The sequence below is a fragment of the Actinomadura sp. NPDC048394 genome (genome assembly GCF_040651755.1).
Taxonomy (GTDB): Bacteria; Actinomycetota; Actinomycetes; order Streptosporangiales; family Streptosporangiaceae; genus Spirillospora; species Spirillospora montaniterrae.
In genome coordinates, this window is the sequence record NZ_JBEZJL010000037.1 from 1 (window position 1) to 13,776 (window position 13,776).

General features: G+C 73.0%; 14 protein-coding genes. 8 read left to right on the forward strand and 6 right to left on the reverse strand.

From position 1 onward, the window contains the following. Positions 1–230: 230 nt before the first annotated feature. The 4 genes from AB0C78_RS26285 to AB0C78_RS26300 all read right to left on the reverse strand — a co-directional run bounded on the left by AB0C78_RS26285 (position 231) and on the right by AB0C78_RS26300 (position 4,270). Positions 231–752, reverse strand: a complete 522-nt coding sequence (locus tag AB0C78_RS26285; protein WP_360752499.1) for a hypothetical protein — start codon at positions 750–752, stop codon at positions 231–233. Between the two features lie 54 nt (positions 753–806). After that, positions 807–2,219: an FAD-dependent oxidoreductase gene (locus tag AB0C78_RS26290; protein ID WP_360752502.1), complete on the reverse strand. Its 1,413-nt coding sequence runs from the start codon at positions 2,217–2,219 to the stop codon at positions 807–809. A 62-nt stretch (positions 2,220–2,281) separates the two neighbouring features. Continuing rightward, a complete protein-coding gene (locus AB0C78_RS26295; RefSeq protein WP_360752505.1) occupies positions 2,282–2,767 on the reverse strand; it encodes an Lrp/AsnC family transcriptional regulator in 486 nt (161 codons plus the stop codon). Positions 2,768–2,848: 81 nt separating this feature from the next. Next, complete coding sequence (locus AB0C78_RS26300; protein ID WP_360752507.1) at positions 2,849–4,270, reverse strand: amidase; 1,422 nt, start codon at positions 4,268–4,270, stop codon at positions 2,849–2,851. 128 nt (positions 4,271–4,398) lie between these two features. On the opposite strand from AB0C78_RS26300, the gene AB0C78_RS26305 reads away from it, so the two are divergent. Further along, on the forward strand, positions 4,399–4,974 hold the full coding sequence (locus tag AB0C78_RS26305; RefSeq protein ID WP_360752510.1) for a TetR/AcrR family transcriptional regulator: 576 nt from the start codon (positions 4,399–4,401) through the stop codon (positions 4,972–4,974). Positions 4,975–5,050: 76 nt separating this feature from the next. On the opposite strand, the gene AB0C78_RS26310 is transcribed toward AB0C78_RS26305, so the two are convergent. Next, positions 5,051–5,659: a TetR/AcrR family transcriptional regulator gene (locus AB0C78_RS26310; RefSeq protein WP_360752513.1), complete on the reverse strand. Its 609-nt coding sequence runs from the start codon at positions 5,657–5,659 to the stop codon at positions 5,051–5,053. A 211-nt stretch (positions 5,660–5,870) separates the two neighbouring features. Between AB0C78_RS26310 and AB0C78_RS26315 the strand changes: the two genes are divergently transcribed. From AB0C78_RS26315 to AB0C78_RS26340, 6 genes are read left to right on the forward strand one after another with little or no spacing between them, the layout of a single operon-like run. Then, positions 5,871–7,490 (forward strand): ABC transporter substrate-binding protein, encoded by a 1,620-nt coding sequence (locus tag AB0C78_RS26315; protein ID WP_360752516.1) that lies wholly within the window; start codon positions 5,871–5,873, stop codon positions 7,488–7,490. Then, positions 7,487–8,449 carry an ABC transporter permease gene (locus AB0C78_RS26320; RefSeq protein WP_360752517.1) on the forward strand — a complete coding sequence of 321 codons (963 nt, stop codon included), beginning with the start codon at positions 7,487–7,489 and terminating at the stop codon, positions 8,447–8,449. Before AB0C78_RS26315 ends, AB0C78_RS26320 begins: the two co-directional genes overlap by 4 nt. After that, a complete protein-coding gene (locus AB0C78_RS26325; RefSeq protein WP_360752520.1) occupies positions 8,446–9,312 on the forward strand; it encodes an ABC transporter permease in 867 nt (288 codons plus the stop codon). The genes AB0C78_RS26320 and AB0C78_RS26325 overlap by 4 nt, the downstream gene beginning before the upstream one ends. Further along, a complete protein-coding gene (locus AB0C78_RS26330; RefSeq protein ID WP_360752523.1) occupies positions 9,309–10,316 on the forward strand; it encodes an ABC transporter ATP-binding protein in 1,008 nt (335 codons plus the stop codon). Before AB0C78_RS26325 ends, AB0C78_RS26330 begins: the two co-directional genes overlap by 4 nt. Continuing rightward, positions 10,313–11,125, forward strand: coding sequence for an ATP-binding cassette domain-containing protein (locus AB0C78_RS26335; protein ID WP_360752525.1), 813 nt, complete (start codon positions 10,313–10,315; stop codon positions 11,123–11,125). Before AB0C78_RS26330 ends, AB0C78_RS26335 begins: the two co-directional genes overlap by 4 nt. 31 nt (positions 11,126–11,156) lie before the next feature. Then, complete coding sequence (locus AB0C78_RS26340) at positions 11,157–12,815, forward strand: CocE/NonD family hydrolase (RefSeq protein ID WP_360752528.1); 1,659 nt, start codon at positions 11,157–11,159, stop codon at positions 12,813–12,815. A gap of 12 nt (positions 12,816–12,827) precedes the next feature. Here AB0C78_RS26340 and AB0C78_RS26345 read toward each other — a convergent pair whose 3' ends face one another. Beyond that, on the reverse strand, positions 12,828–13,235 hold the full coding sequence (locus AB0C78_RS26345; RefSeq protein ID WP_360752531.1) for a winged helix-turn-helix domain-containing protein: 408 nt from the start codon (positions 13,233–13,235) through the stop codon (positions 12,828–12,830). A 107-nt stretch (positions 13,236–13,342) separates the two neighbouring features. Here AB0C78_RS26345 and AB0C78_RS26350 point away from each other — a divergent pair, with 107 nt between their 5' ends. Continuing rightward, a complete protein-coding gene (locus AB0C78_RS26350; RefSeq protein WP_360752533.1) occupies positions 13,343–13,771 on the forward strand; it encodes an STAS domain-containing protein in 429 nt (142 codons plus the stop codon). The last annotated feature ends 5 nt before the right edge of the window (positions 13,772–13,776 follow it).

Sequence of the window (13,776 nt, forward strand, 5' to 3'; positions counted from 1 at the left end):
AGGGGCCGCAGAGGCTCCAAAGTCAAGGGTGGACGAAGTCCATCGCGTAGCGACGCCGAAGGCGCCCTTGACTTTGGAGGGGCGGCCCCGTACGCAAGCGCCACCCCACCACCCGAACACCCTTTTCTCCGATCTCCCGAAGACACGTGGGCTGGCTACAGAGACTCGGGCGCGCAAGACGAAATCGAAGTCATGGGCGTTTGTGAGCGACCCAGGGGAAGGTGGTCGGGCTACAGGTCCATGGCGGATACCACTACGCGGAGGTGGGCGGCATCGCGGCGGTCCACGGCTGCTTGGCGCTGGGTTGGGCCGCCTTCGCTTGGGCGCTCTCCGCCGTAGTAGCGGGGAGCGTGGAAGGACGCGGACCCGAAGCCGCAGCTCGGCCCGTCCAGCGGCGCGGGCTCGGTGTCCGCCTCATCCTCCGTGCCGGACGTCGACAGACCGGAACGGTCGAGGAAGGCGCGGAGGCCGGACGTGGTGGTCTGGAAGGACAGCCGGAGGCTGTACTCGCCGAAGAAGGGATGCAGGTCGGAAGAGAAACGCACGTCGGTCGCGTCCGGCGGGATCACGAGCCCGAAGTGCCCGGTCACCTCGGCGAGGGAGACGTTGCTTCCGGGGCAGGCGCGCGTGTCCTTCACGTCCGGTCCTCTCGGGTCCCATGTGAGGACGAGCCGGACGGTGATCGCGCTCGCGATCAGGAGGACGGCGCATGCCACCCCGAGAGCGAGGCGGCCGCGGCGACGCAGGGCCATGGGGTCTCCTCGCTACTCGCCCCGGGAAGCCTACAAGCGGGGTGGCGAGGGCGGTTAGCTGTCGAAGCCTAGGCCGAGGGTGTCCATGGTGCGGAGCCACAGGTTGCGGCGGCCGCCGTTGCGGTCGGCGGCGGCCATGGAGCGGCGGGTGAGTTCGATGCCGAGCCAGCGCAGCGGTTCGGGCGGGAACGGGACGGGCTTGGTGCGGACCATGGCGAGGCGGGTGCGCGGCGTGTCGAGGCCGTCGAGGCGGTCGAGGATCACCTGGGCGGCGAAGCGGGTGGCGCCGACGCCGAGGCCGGTGAAGCCGAGCGCGTAGGCGGCGCGGCCCTGCGCGGCGGTGCCGAAGAACGCGGAGAACCGGGTGCAGGTGTCGATGACACCGCCCCAGGTGTGCGTGAACCGGACGCCTTCGAGCTGCGGGAACGTGCGGAAGAAGTTGCCGGCGAGGACGCGGAACGTGTCGGGGCGCTGGTCGAGGTCCGCCGAGACGCGGGACCCGTAGTGGTAGACGGCGTCGTAGCCGCCCCAGAGGATCCGGTTGTCGGCGGTGAGCCGGTAGTAGTGGAACTGGCTGCCGGAGTCGGCCATGCCGTGCCGGTTCCGCCAGCCGACGGTGGCGAGCTGGGCGTCCGTCAGCGGTTCGGTGACCATCGCGTAGTCGTAGACGGGGACGACGTACGGGCGGACCCGGTGGACGAGCGAGGGGAACGCGTTGGTGGCGAGGGCGACGCGCCGGGCGAGGACGCGGCCGTAGGCGGTGGTGACGGCCATGCCCGCGCCGTGCGGAGCGAGGGATGTGGCGGGGGTGCGTTCGTAGATGCGGACGCCGAGCCGGACGCAGGCGTCGCGCAGTCCCCAGGCGAGCCGGGCGGGGTTGACGAGGGCGGTGCGGTCGCGGTCGAGGAGTCCGGCGAGGTAGGTGGGGGAGTCGACCTCGGCCCTGACCTGCTCGGTGTCGAGGAACTCGGGGGACAGGCCGTGGCGGCGCATGGCCTCGGCCTCCTCGCGCAGTTCGCGGACCTGGTGGGGGCGGGTGGCGACGTTGAGCTCGCCGGTGCGCTCCCAGTCGCAGTCGATGCCGTGCCGGCGCAGGGTGTCCTCGATCTCGTCGAGGTTGCGCAGGCCGAGCCGTTCGAGTTCGGCGAGCTCGGCGGGCCAGCGGGCGAGGCCGTTGCCGAAGCCGTGGGTGAGGCTGGACGAGCAGAACCCGCCGTTGCGTCCGGACGCGGCCCAGCCGGCCTCGCGGGCCTCGACGAGGACGACGTCGCGGCCGGGGTCGCGTTCCTTGGCGAGCAGGGCGGTCCAGAGGCCGCAGTAGCCGCCGCCGACGACGGCGAGGTCGGCGTGCTCGTCGCCGGCGAGGGCGGGGAAGGCCGCGGGGCGCGCGGGGTCGTCGAGCCAGAAGGGGACGGGTTCGGCGTGCACGAGCGCGCGTGCGGGATCAGCGGCGGTGGCCTGCGACATGCCACTAATTTAGCGGCTTGCGGCGAAGATTTCACTAATCGAGTTGCTACACCGGGGGGAGGCTACTGATTTAGTGGTCGGTGCGTGCCCCAGCGGTAGCTCTCCTTGCGGAGCTGGAGGTAGACGAACGTCTCGGTGCCCGCGACGCCGGGGATGGAGCGGATGCGGGACGCCAGCACCTCCGCGAGGTGCGCGTCGTCGTCGCAGACGATCTCGCAGAGGATGTCGAAGCCGCCCGCGCAGAGCACCACGTAGATCGTCTCCGGCATGTCCGACAGCGCGGACGCGACCGGTTCGAGCGGTCCGGAGACCCGCACCCCGACCATGGCCTGCCGGTGCCCGCCGACCAGCAGCGGGTCGGTGACCGCGACGATCTGGACGACGCCGGCCTCGGTCAGCCGCTGCACCCGCTGCCGGACGGCCGCCTCCGACAGGCCGACCACCTTGGCGATCGCCCCGTAGGAGCGCCGGCCGTCCTCCTGCAGCTGCTCGATGATCTGCCACGAGATGTCGTCGAGGTCCGGCCCGGCCGTGCTCTTCCTGCTCATGGCCCGCATCATCGCAGGCCGCCGCCCAGGCGGCGTACCGATCACCGCAATGCGGGACGTCGCCGCCCGGACTGAGACGGATCAGGAGAAGGCGGGCGGGGTGATGCGGGGCGCGCGGTCCTCGATCGCCTGCGCCGCGTCGAGGACGAGGTCCTCGGCGAACCGGCCGCCGATGAGCTGGACGCCGATCGGCAGGCCGTCCGCGACCGCCGCGGGCACCGACACGCCGGGGAACCCGAGGACGGGCAGCGACGTCATCGGCCACTGCGCGTCGACGATGCTCCGGCCGCGGTCCGGGTCGAGGATGTCGGCGTCCTGCTCGAAGGGCGGTTCGGCGGAGATCGGGGTGAGCAGGAGCATGCCGGTGCCGAGCATCTCCTGGAGCCGGGTGATCAGCGTGGCGCGGTGCGCCCAGCCGGTGACGTAGGCGGTGATGCCGGGTTCCTCGCCCCACAGCCCGGCGGCGTGCTCGAACGCGTACCGCATGTGGACGCGGAGGGGCTCGTCGGCCATCTCCAGCATGCCGGGCAACCCGGGGCGCAGGTCCTCGAACAGCAACAGCGACCAGAGCCGCGCGGCCTCGGCGAGCAGCGGCAGCTCGATCTCCTCGACCTCGTAGCCGGCGTCCGCGAGCCACCGCGCCGCCTCGCTCACCGCCGCGTCGACGGACGGGTGCGGCTTGGCGATGCCGACGTCGCGGACGACGCCGACGCGGATCGGGCCGCCGGTGCGCGGCGCGGCGGCGGGCAGGGCCGGGACGCCGAACGGGTCGCGCAGGTCGGCGCCCGCCATGGCGTGCAGGGCGAGCCGCGCGTCGGCGACGGTGCGGGCCATCGGTCCCTGCACGGCCCACGCCTGGACGGTGAGGGGCGGTTCGGGGCCGGTGTCCTCGGGGGCGATCCAGTTGGAGATCAGCCCGACGGTCGGGCGGACGCCGACGACGCCGCAGCAGCCGGCGGGGAAGCGGATCGAGCCGCCGATGTCGTTGCCCTGCGCGAGCGGCGTCATCCCGGCGGCGAGGGAGCTGGCGGCGCCGCCGCTGGACCCGCCGGGGGTGTGCCCGGCGCTCCACGGGTTGAGGGTGCGGCCGTGCGGTTCGTTCTCGGTGAACCAGCGCACGGAGAACGCGGGCGCGTTGCTGCGGCCGAGGAAGACGGCGCCGGCGGCGCGGAGCGCGGCGACGGACGCGTCGTCGTGCGTCGCCGTCATCCCGGCCATGGCGGCGACGCCGTGGCTCATCAGGGCGCCGCGCTGCGGCGTGTTGATCTTGGTGGAGACGGGGACGCCGTGCAGCGGGCCGAGCTCCTCGCCGGCGGCGACGGCGGCGTCCGCGCGGCGCGCGTCGGCGAGGGTCTCCTCGGGGTGGACGTCGGCGAGCGCGTTCAGCTCGGGGTTCACCGCCTCGACCCTGGCCAGGCACGACTCCGCCACCTCGACGGCCGAGACCCGCTGCTCGCGGATCAGCGCGGCGACCTCGGTCACCGGCAACTGCCACAGTTCCATGCCTGCTCCTCGGGCTCGTCGGGAGGTCGTGGGGCCGGAGGGCACCGGCGATGGCGAGGAGCGTACGTCATGCAACGCTGATGTACAACGGTGTTGTATGACGCGTTCTCCGGCGTTACCCTGCGGGCATGCCGGTGGAGATCGATATCGACCAGCGCCTCGCGACCATCGCCGACGCCACCCTGGACATCGTGGCGGCGGACGGTCTCGACGGCGTGTCCATCAGGGCCGTCGCCAAGCGGATCGGCGGCTCGACGACCCTCGTCACCAACTACCTGCCCACCAGGGAGGCGCTGCTGCGCAACGCGATAGAGCACGCCATGCGGGACTGGGACGCCGAGCTGGACCAGGCCCTCGAAGGCACCCCCGCCGCCGGGCGGCTGGCGGTCCTGGCCCGCTGGGCGTGCTCGACCACCGGCAACGACGAGGTGCTCCGCCGGCTGTTCCTGGAGATCCTCGGCCGCAGCGGCCGCGGGTCGGACGCGCTCCAGCTCATCCGCGACGACGCGCGCCACAACCTGGACGGGCTCGTCGACGCCGCGCGCGACGCGGGCGCGGCCGACGCCGCGTTCGCCGCCGACGTCCTGCACCTGGTGTTCCGCGGCTTCTACGTCTCCAGCCTGGAGGCGCCCGAGCGCTGGAACAGCGAGCGGATGACCCCGCTCGTCGACCGGCTCGTCACGCTGCTGACCACCGGGCCCTGACGAGGAGCCGCGCATGGACCTGGACGTGAACGCGCACGGCGCGGCGGGCCACGGGGGCGCCCGCCCAGTCGCCCGCTCAGCCGGTCGGCGGCGGGGCGCGGTGTCCGGCCTCCAGGCCGGCGAGGAGCTGCGCGGCCAGGGCCTTCATGCCGGCCTGGCGGGTCGCCGGGAACGGCAGCGGCGCGAGGGTGGAGTGCCCGAACGCCATGCAGATCAGCGCGTAGGCGAGCTGCAGGCTCTCCGCCTGGGCGCAGCCCGGGACGGCGTCGCGGATCGTCCCGGCGATCTCGCGTTCGAGCCGGGCGTAGCTCTCGTAGATCCGGCCGCGGAGCCGGACGTCGTGCATCGCGCCGCTGATGAGCGCCTCGATGACGAGGTCGTCCTCGTTGCGGGCCATCTGCGGGCCGAACAGATAGTCGACCAGCGCGGGCAGCCGCGCGGCCGGTTCCCGGTCGTTCAGCGCGTCCCGCATCGAGGCGAAGTACGGGGTGATGACGTGGTCCCACAGGGCGTCGATGAGCTCGTCGCGGTTGCCCGCGTAGTGCCGGACGTGCGAGCGGCTCATCCCGGCCGCCGCGGCGATCCGCTCCTGCGTGCTGCCCGCCAGGCCGTGCCGGGCGACTGACCGGGCGGCGGCCCGCAGGATCTGCTCGCGCCGCTCGGCGGCGAGGCTCGGCCGTCCCAACGGCCCTCCTTTTCGCCTTCGATAGTTCTGCTGAACGGAAGGACAATGCGCGCTTCAGGATAGCGCCGCGTTCCCTCATAACGAGACCCAGGACGCCCTCGGCCCGACCTTCCGCCGTTTTGTTTTGCGGTATTGACAATCAACTCGGAACGAACCACGCTGCGATTCCCCTCCCGGTCCCGGCCCGCCCACCATCCGAAGGGTCCACCCGATGACACGTTCACGCCTGGCCGCGATCACCGCGATCCTCGCCGGTTCCTGCACCCTCGCCGCGTGCGCGGACGGCGGCGGGTCCGCGGCGGCGGCCGCCCCGTCCCTCACCACGTCCGTCCCGGCCCCGGTCAAGGACGTCGACACCGTCACCTGGAACCTGCCGCCCGGCGAGCCGCCGACGCTCGACCCGGCGCAGTCCGCGATCGAGTCCGTCAGCACGCCGCTGGCGAACATGTGCGAGGGGCTGTTCGGTTTCGGCCCGAACTATGAGCGGGTCCCGGCCCTCGCCACGTCCGTCGACCATCCCGACGACCTCACCTACGTGATCCACCTGCGCGAGGGCGTGACGTTCTGGGATGGCAAGCCCGTCACGCCCGACGACGTCGTCTACAGCGTCAAGCGGATCCTCGACCCGAAGCTCGGCTCGTCCTGGATCGGCTGGGCGGAGCGGCTGCGGAGCATCGAGCCGACCGGCGCCCGCGAGGTCACGATCAAGCTGAAGCAGCCGGACGTCCTCGTCCCGAACTTCTTCGCGACTCCCGCGTTCGACGTCGTGGAGAAGGCGTTCGCGGAGTCCGCCGGCAAGTCGTTCGGGACGGCCGGGCACGGCGTGATGTGCACTGGCCCCTACAAGCTCGCGAGCTGGACGCAGGGCCAGAACATCACGCTGACCCGCAACGACTCCTGGTGGAACACCGAGGTGAAGCCGAAGGTGAAGAACCTCAAGTTCACCTTCATCACCGACCCGTCCGCGCAGACGGCCGCGCTCGACAGCGGTGACGTCGACGGCCAGTTCAGCGTCCCGCGCGCCGCGCACGTCCGGCTGAAGAACAAGGGGAACCTGCTGTTCGGGCAGAGCCTGTCGCCGACGTTCCTGTCCGTCCTGAACCAGAAGGGCGCGCTGTCGGACCCGGCGACGCGGCAGGCCGTGCAGGCGCTGATCGACTACAAGGGCATCATCAAGTCGGTCTACCAGGGCGCGGCGCAGCCGCTGCGGGCGCTGGTCCCGCCGGCGGCGTGGGGCTACGGCAAGGACGTCTACCAGCAGGCCTACGACGCGCTGCCGCAGCCCGCGCAGGACCTGGAGAAGGCGAAGAAGCTCGTCGCCGGGTCCGCGAAGGCCAAGCAGAAGATCGTCCTGGCGTACACGACGGCGATCGACGAGGAGTCGCGGACCGCCACGGCGATCGCCGACGCCGCCTCGCAGGCCGGGATGCACGTCCAGTTGAAGCCGCTCACCGCCGAGCAGTACGGGGCGATGTTCGCCTCGCCGCAGGCCCGCGCGGGCGTCGACCTGTTCCTGTCGAGCGGCTACCTCGACTTCCCCGAGCCGCTGACGTACTACCAGTTCTTCACGACCGGCAACTTCTACAACTTCGCCGGATACAGCAACGAGGACTACGACACCGCGATCCGGACCGCGATCGCTACCGCCGACCCGGCGGCGCGCGCCCGCGAGGTGACCAAGGCGCAGGCGATCATGGCGCACGACCTGGTGAACATCCCGATCGCGACGCAGTACGTCAACGTGTACTACAAGGCGGGCCTGACCGGCCTCGTCCCGCGGCAGAACTACCTGTACGTCCCGTGGGCGACGACGCTCGGCGGCAAGGGATGACCGCCCGCACGCTCGCGCCCTGGATCGGGAAGCGCGCGCTCGGCGCGGTCCTGACGGTCCTGGTCGCGTCGGTCCTCATCTACGGGGCGCTGCGGCTCGTCCCCGGTGACCCGGTGCTGGCGGTGACGTCCGGGCGCCGCCTCACCCCCGACCAGATCGACGCCCTCCGGCACGCGTACGGGCTCGACAAGGGGTTCGCGCAGGGGTACCTCGCGTGGATCGGCGACGCCGTCCACCTGGACCTCGGCCGGTCGCTGACCTACCAGACCAGCGTGACGTCGCTGATCGGGAGCCGGCTCGGCGTGTCCGGCCTGCTCATCGCGTACTCGGCGGTGCTCGCGATCGCCGTCGGGACGGGCGTGGCGCTGGTGTCGGCGGTCAAGGGCGGTATCACCGACCGGATCGCGACCATCGCCGCGTCCCTGACCACGGCGACGCCGCCGTTCGTCGCGGCGATCGTGTTGCTGTCGGTGTTCGCGGTCGGGCTCGGCTGGTTCCCGTCCACCGGCGCGGGCACCGGCCTCACCGACCGGCTCTGGCACCTGACGCTGCCCGCCGTCGCGATGGCGATCGCCGCCTTCGGCGTCCTCGCCCGCGTCGGGAACGCCGCGTTCGCCGACGAGCTCGGCCGCGAGCACGTGGCCGCGGCGCGCAGCCGCGGCGTGGACGGCGCCCCGCTGATCCGCCGGCACGTCGTCCGCAACGCGCTCGGGCCGCTGCTCACCGTCATCGGGGTGCTGGTCGCGAGCCTGTTCGTCGGCACCGCCGTGATCGAGACCGCGTTCGGCCTGGACGGCGTCGGGTCGCTGCTCGTCACGTCGGTGTCGCGGCGGGACTTTCCGGTCGTGCAGGGCGTCTCGCTGCTCGGGGTGCTGCTGTTCGTCGCCGTGAACACGCTGGTCGACCTGGCACTGCCCTTCATTGACCCGCGCGTCACCGCGGGAGGGCCGCGCAGATGACCCTGACGATCCCCGCGCTGCGGGCGCGCGCCGCGAGACGGCGGCGCCGCCGCCCGCTCGGCGTCACGCTCGCGGTCGCGTTCCTGCTGGTCGCCGCCGTGACCGGCGCGCTCGCCCCGCTGCTCGCGCCGCACTCCCCGAACGCCACGAGCCTGCTGGACTCGCTCGCGCCGCCCGGCACCGCCGGGCACCTGCTCGGCACCGACTCCACCGGACGCGACGTGCTGTCCCGGCTGATGTACGGGGCGCGGCTGTCGCTGCTCGCACCGCTCGGCGTGGTGCTGCTGTCCGGGATCCTCGGCACGGCGGCCGGGCTGCTCGCCGCCCGCGCCGGCGGCTGGGTGGACGCCGTCCTGTCCCGCGCCATGGACATCGTGTTCTCGTTCCCGAGCCTGCTGCTCGCGATGCTGGTCGTCGCCGTGTTCGGGCCCGGGCTGACCGCCCCGATCTGCGCGCTGGCCGTCAGCTACACGCCGTTCCTCGGACGCGTCGTCCGGAGCGTCGCGCTGCAGGAGGGCGCCCGCCCGTACATGGAGAGCTACCGCGCCATGGGCTTCGGCGAGCTGCGGACGACCGTCCGGCACCTGCTGCCGAACATGATGCCGGTGCTGCTCGCGCAGAGCGCGCTGTCGTTCGGCTACGCGATGGTCGACCTCGCGTCGCTGTCCTACCTCGGGCTCGGCGTCCGCCCGCCCGCCGCCGACTGGGGCTCGATGATCAGCCAGGCGCAGAGCGCGATCCTGCAGGGCTCGCCGTGGAGCGGGCTGATCCCCGGCCTCGCCGTGCTGCTCACCGTCGTCAGCGTGAACGTGCTGGGCGAGCACATCGGCGGGTCCATCGCGAGGAGAGGGGAGGGGACGTGACCGTGCAGGACAAGGAGACCGCGCCGGAGACGGCGGCCCGCGCGGACGCGCTCGGCATCGCCGGGCTCAGCCTCGCCATCGGCTCGGGAGACGGCGCGGTGCCGCTGCTGGACGGCGTCACCGTCCGGGTCGGGCGCGGCGAGACGGTCGGGCTGGTCGGCGAGTCGGGGTCCGGGAAGTCGCTGACGGCCCGCTCCGCGCTCGGCATGTTCCCGCGCGGCGCGCGCGCCACCGGGTCGGTGACCGTCGGCGGCGTCGACGTGCTCGCCGCGGGCCGCGCCGCGCTGCGCGACCTGCGCCGCACCCGCGCGTCGATGATCTTCCAGGACCCGCGCGCCGCGATCAACCCGGTGCGCCGCGTCGGCGACTACCTCACCGAGGGGCTGCGGGCCCGCGGCGTGCCGTCACGCGAGGCCGCCGCCACCGCGCTCGACCTGCTCGAACAGGTCGGCATCCGGGACCCGCGCGGCGCGCTGCGGCGCCACCCGCACGAGTTCTCCGGCGGCATGCTGCAGCGCGTCGTCATCGCCGGCGCGCTGTCCACCGGGCCGGAGCTGCTGCTCGCCGACGAGCCCACGACCGCGCTCGACGTCACCACGCAGGCCGAGGTCATCGGGCTGCTCAAGGAGATGCAGCGCACCCGCGGCACGGGGATGCTGTTCGTCACGCACGACCTCGACCTCGCCGCCGCGATCTGCGACCGCGTCTACGTCATGTACGCGGGACGGATCGTCGAGGAGGCCGCGGGCACCGCGCTGTTCTCCGCGCCCGCGCACCCGTACACGAAGGCGCTGCTGGAGGCGAGCCCGTCCGTGCACGGTGAGCGGACCGAGATCAGGGCGATCCGGGGACGGCCCCGCTCGCTCGCCGAGGCGCCGTCCGGGTGCGCGTTCCGCGACCGCTGCCCGCTCGCCGGCGACGACTGCGCCGAGTCCGTGCCCGCCGCCCGCCCGCACGGGACGTCCGCCGTCGCGTGCGTCCGGCCCGAGGAGGTGACGCGATGACGTCCGAACCCGTTCTGGCCGTGTCGTCGCTGGTCAAGAGGTTCGGCGACGTCACCGCCGTGGACGGTGTCGGCTTCGAGCTGATGCCCGGCGCGTCCCTCGGGATCGTCGGCGAGTCCGGCTCCGGCAAGACGACCACCGCGCGGATCCTCGCCGGCCTCGACGCGCCGACGTCGGGGACCGTGCTGCTCGACGGCGAGCCCGTCACCGGGCGGTCCAGGCGCGCCCGGCTCCGCCGCGCCCGCCTCCTCCAGATGATCTTCCAGGATCCGTACGGGTCGTTCGACCCGCGGCAGAGCATCGCCGCGTCCATCGCCGAGCCGATGCGGCTGCACCTGCCCGGCTCCGCCGCGGACCGGCGGGCCCGCGTCGCCGAGCTGCTCGACCAGGTCGGGCTCAGCGAGCGCGCCGGCGCGTCGCTGCCCCGCGACCTGTCCGGCGGGCAGCGGCAGCGCGCCGCGATCGCCCGCGCGCTCGGCATCCGGCCGCGCGTCCTCGTCCTGGACGAGGCGGTCGCCGCGCTCGACGTGTCCATCCAGGCGCAGATCCTCACGCTGCTGGACGGGCTGCGCCGCGACACCGGCATCGCCTACGTCTTCGTGTCCCACGACCTCGCCGTCGTCCGGCACATCACCGACACCGCCGTCGTGATGCGGCACGGCCGCATCGTCGAGCGCGGCGACACCGAGACGATCCTGCGCGAACCGCGGCACCCCTACACCCGCCTCCTGCTCGACTCGATTCCCGCGCCCGGCTGGGACCTCGACCGCGTGGCCCGCGACCGCCGCGCCCTTGACCCGTCCAGCTGAGGCGCCCCCTCACCCCCCTTCCGGAGAACACGTGCTGAACATCGAACGGGTCGGCCCCGCCGCCGTGCCCGCCGACGCCGACCAGGCCATGGTCCCGATGCGGGACGGCGTCCGGCTGGCCGCCGACGTCTACCGCGCCGCGTCCCCGTCGCCGTCGTCGCCGTCCCCGGGGCCGGTCGTCCTGATCCGGCTCCCGTACGACAAGGACGGCGCCTACTGCTTCATGCCGCTGATCGGCCGCTACTTCGCGGCGCGCGGCTACACCGCCGTCGTGCAGGACGTCCGGGGCAAGTACCGGTCCGAGGGCGCCGCCGAGTTCGCCGTCCACGAGGTCGACGACGGATACGACACCGTTCAATGGGTCACGGAACAGCCCTGGTGCAATGGCGATGTCGTCATGTGGGGCGATTCCTATTACGGCTTCACCGCGATCGCCGCCGCGATCGGCGGCCATCCCGCGCTCCGGGCGATCGCGCCGCGCGTCACCGGTTCCCAGCTGTCCACCGTCCTGGATCACGGCGACGGCACCCGCGACGTCGAGCAGACCAGCCGGAAAATGTACTTCGCCACGCACTACGTGGACGCCGACCGCTACGAATGGGAGCCCGACTGGACGCGCCGCCCGCTCCGCGCGCCCTTCGACGACTTCTTCGACCGGATCGGGAAACGCTCCGCGAACTTCGACGCGGAGTTCTCCGGCGAGTCCCGGTTCGTCCCGCCGCCCGTGAAGGCGCTGGTCGAGAGCCGTCCGGTTCCCGCGCTCTACACGATCGGCTGGTTCGACAACTGCGCCATCTGGTCCTGGCATGACGTCCGGGCGCTGTCGCGGCATCCCGGATGGGCCTCCCACCTGCGGCTGCGGCTGGAGGCCATCGACCACGAGAACTACCGCCTCCGCGACGCGCCCGTCGCCCCGTCCGACGACCACGCCGCCGACGCCGGCGCGCTGCGGCGGATGCTGCCCGGCTACCTCGACCCCGCGATCGAGTTCTTCGACGCCGTCCTCAACGGCTCCGCCGAAGAACTGCCCCGCGTCACTTACGAGATCTGCCACGGCGAATGGCGGGAAAGCGAGACCTGGCCGCCGCGCGAGGCTCCCGAATTCGAGTACTTCCTGGCGCCCGAAGGCCTCGCGGTCGAACCGCCGTCCGAGCCAAGCGTTGTCGCATGGACGCACGACCCGTCCGATCCGGTCCCGTCCCAGGGCGCGAACCCTTTCGCCGCCCTTTTCGACCGGTCCGATCTGAGCGCCGTCGGCGACCGCGACGACGTGCTCCGCTTCACCGGCCCTGCCTGCACCGGCGACACCGACCTCCTGGGCGCCGTGACGGTGACGCTGAACCTCGACGCACCGGCCGGCGCGCACGTCCACGCCCGCCTGCTCGACACCGGGCCCGGCGGCGACGCGTTCCTTATCGCCAAGGGCCAGCTGCGCCTCGACGCGCCGCGCGCCGCCGCCGTCCTCGACCTCCAGCACATCGCCTACCGGCTCCGCCCCGGCCACCGCCTCACCCTCGACGTCATGAGCGGCGACTTCCCCGAGTACGTCCCGGAGGCCCCCGCCGGCGCCGACCCGTGGACGTCCCCGCCCGGCGGCCCGGTGACCCGCCGCCTCACGCTCGGCGGCCCCGGCCCGTCGCGGCTGCGCATCGGCCCGTCGCGGCTGCGCATCGGCCCCGCCCGCGGGTGACGGCCGGGCCGGTCAGGCGTACGAGCCCTCGCCGAGGAACACCTCGATGAGGTCCTGCACGTCGTGGCCGGCCTCGGCCGGATGCCGGAACGGCCGGTCGGCGTTGATCGTGTAGGTGTTGCGGCGGCCGACGCGGGTCCGGACGAGGTACCCCGCCTCCTCCAGATCCGTGATGATCAGCTGCGCCGCCCGCTCGGTGATCCCGATCCGGTCCGCCACGTCCCGGACGCGCAGCTCGGGGTCCCGGGCGATGCAGATCAGGACGCGGGCGTGGTTGGTCAGGAACGTCCACGGCTTCCCGTTCCGCCGTGCTTCTGCGATCTCCATCTGCGCCTCGCTGTCGGGTGCTCTCCCCGGACGCCCGGCGTGCGAGAGGCCCGGACGCTGCCCCCACGCCGAAGGTCCGGTGGTGCCGGCCACATCGCCATGATACGACGAACCTTTGCCGAATTATTTTTCCGGTAACATCTTTGGCGTAAGCTCTGTCAGCCGTCGAGGTCGTCGTCCCGTGAGGAGGGTACTCCGCCATGCTCGCGCAGCCCGCCACGTCGCAGGTCACACCGGACACGGGGCCCGGTGAGGCCGGCCGCCCCGACCTCGCCGTCGAGACCGCCGCCCGCGAGGGCACGACGATCCTCACGATGCGGGGACGGCTGGTCGCCGAGACCGCCGTGACCGCCGAGGCGCGGATCCTGACCACGGCCGTGCTCTCCGCGCGCCCCCTGAAGCTGGTGGTCGACCTCACCGAGGTCGACGCGATCGACCAGCACGGCACCGGCCTGCTGACCAAGACCCGCTTCACGGTCCGCGCCGCCGGCGGCGCCCTGCGCCTCGTCGCCCCGCCCGGCGGCGCCGTCCACCCCGCGCTCAACCGGTACCTGCGCCGGATCACCGTGCCGCGGCTGGACGACGTCCCCGCCGCGTTCGGCGCGCAGGCGCCGAGCGGCACCCGCTGAGCGGC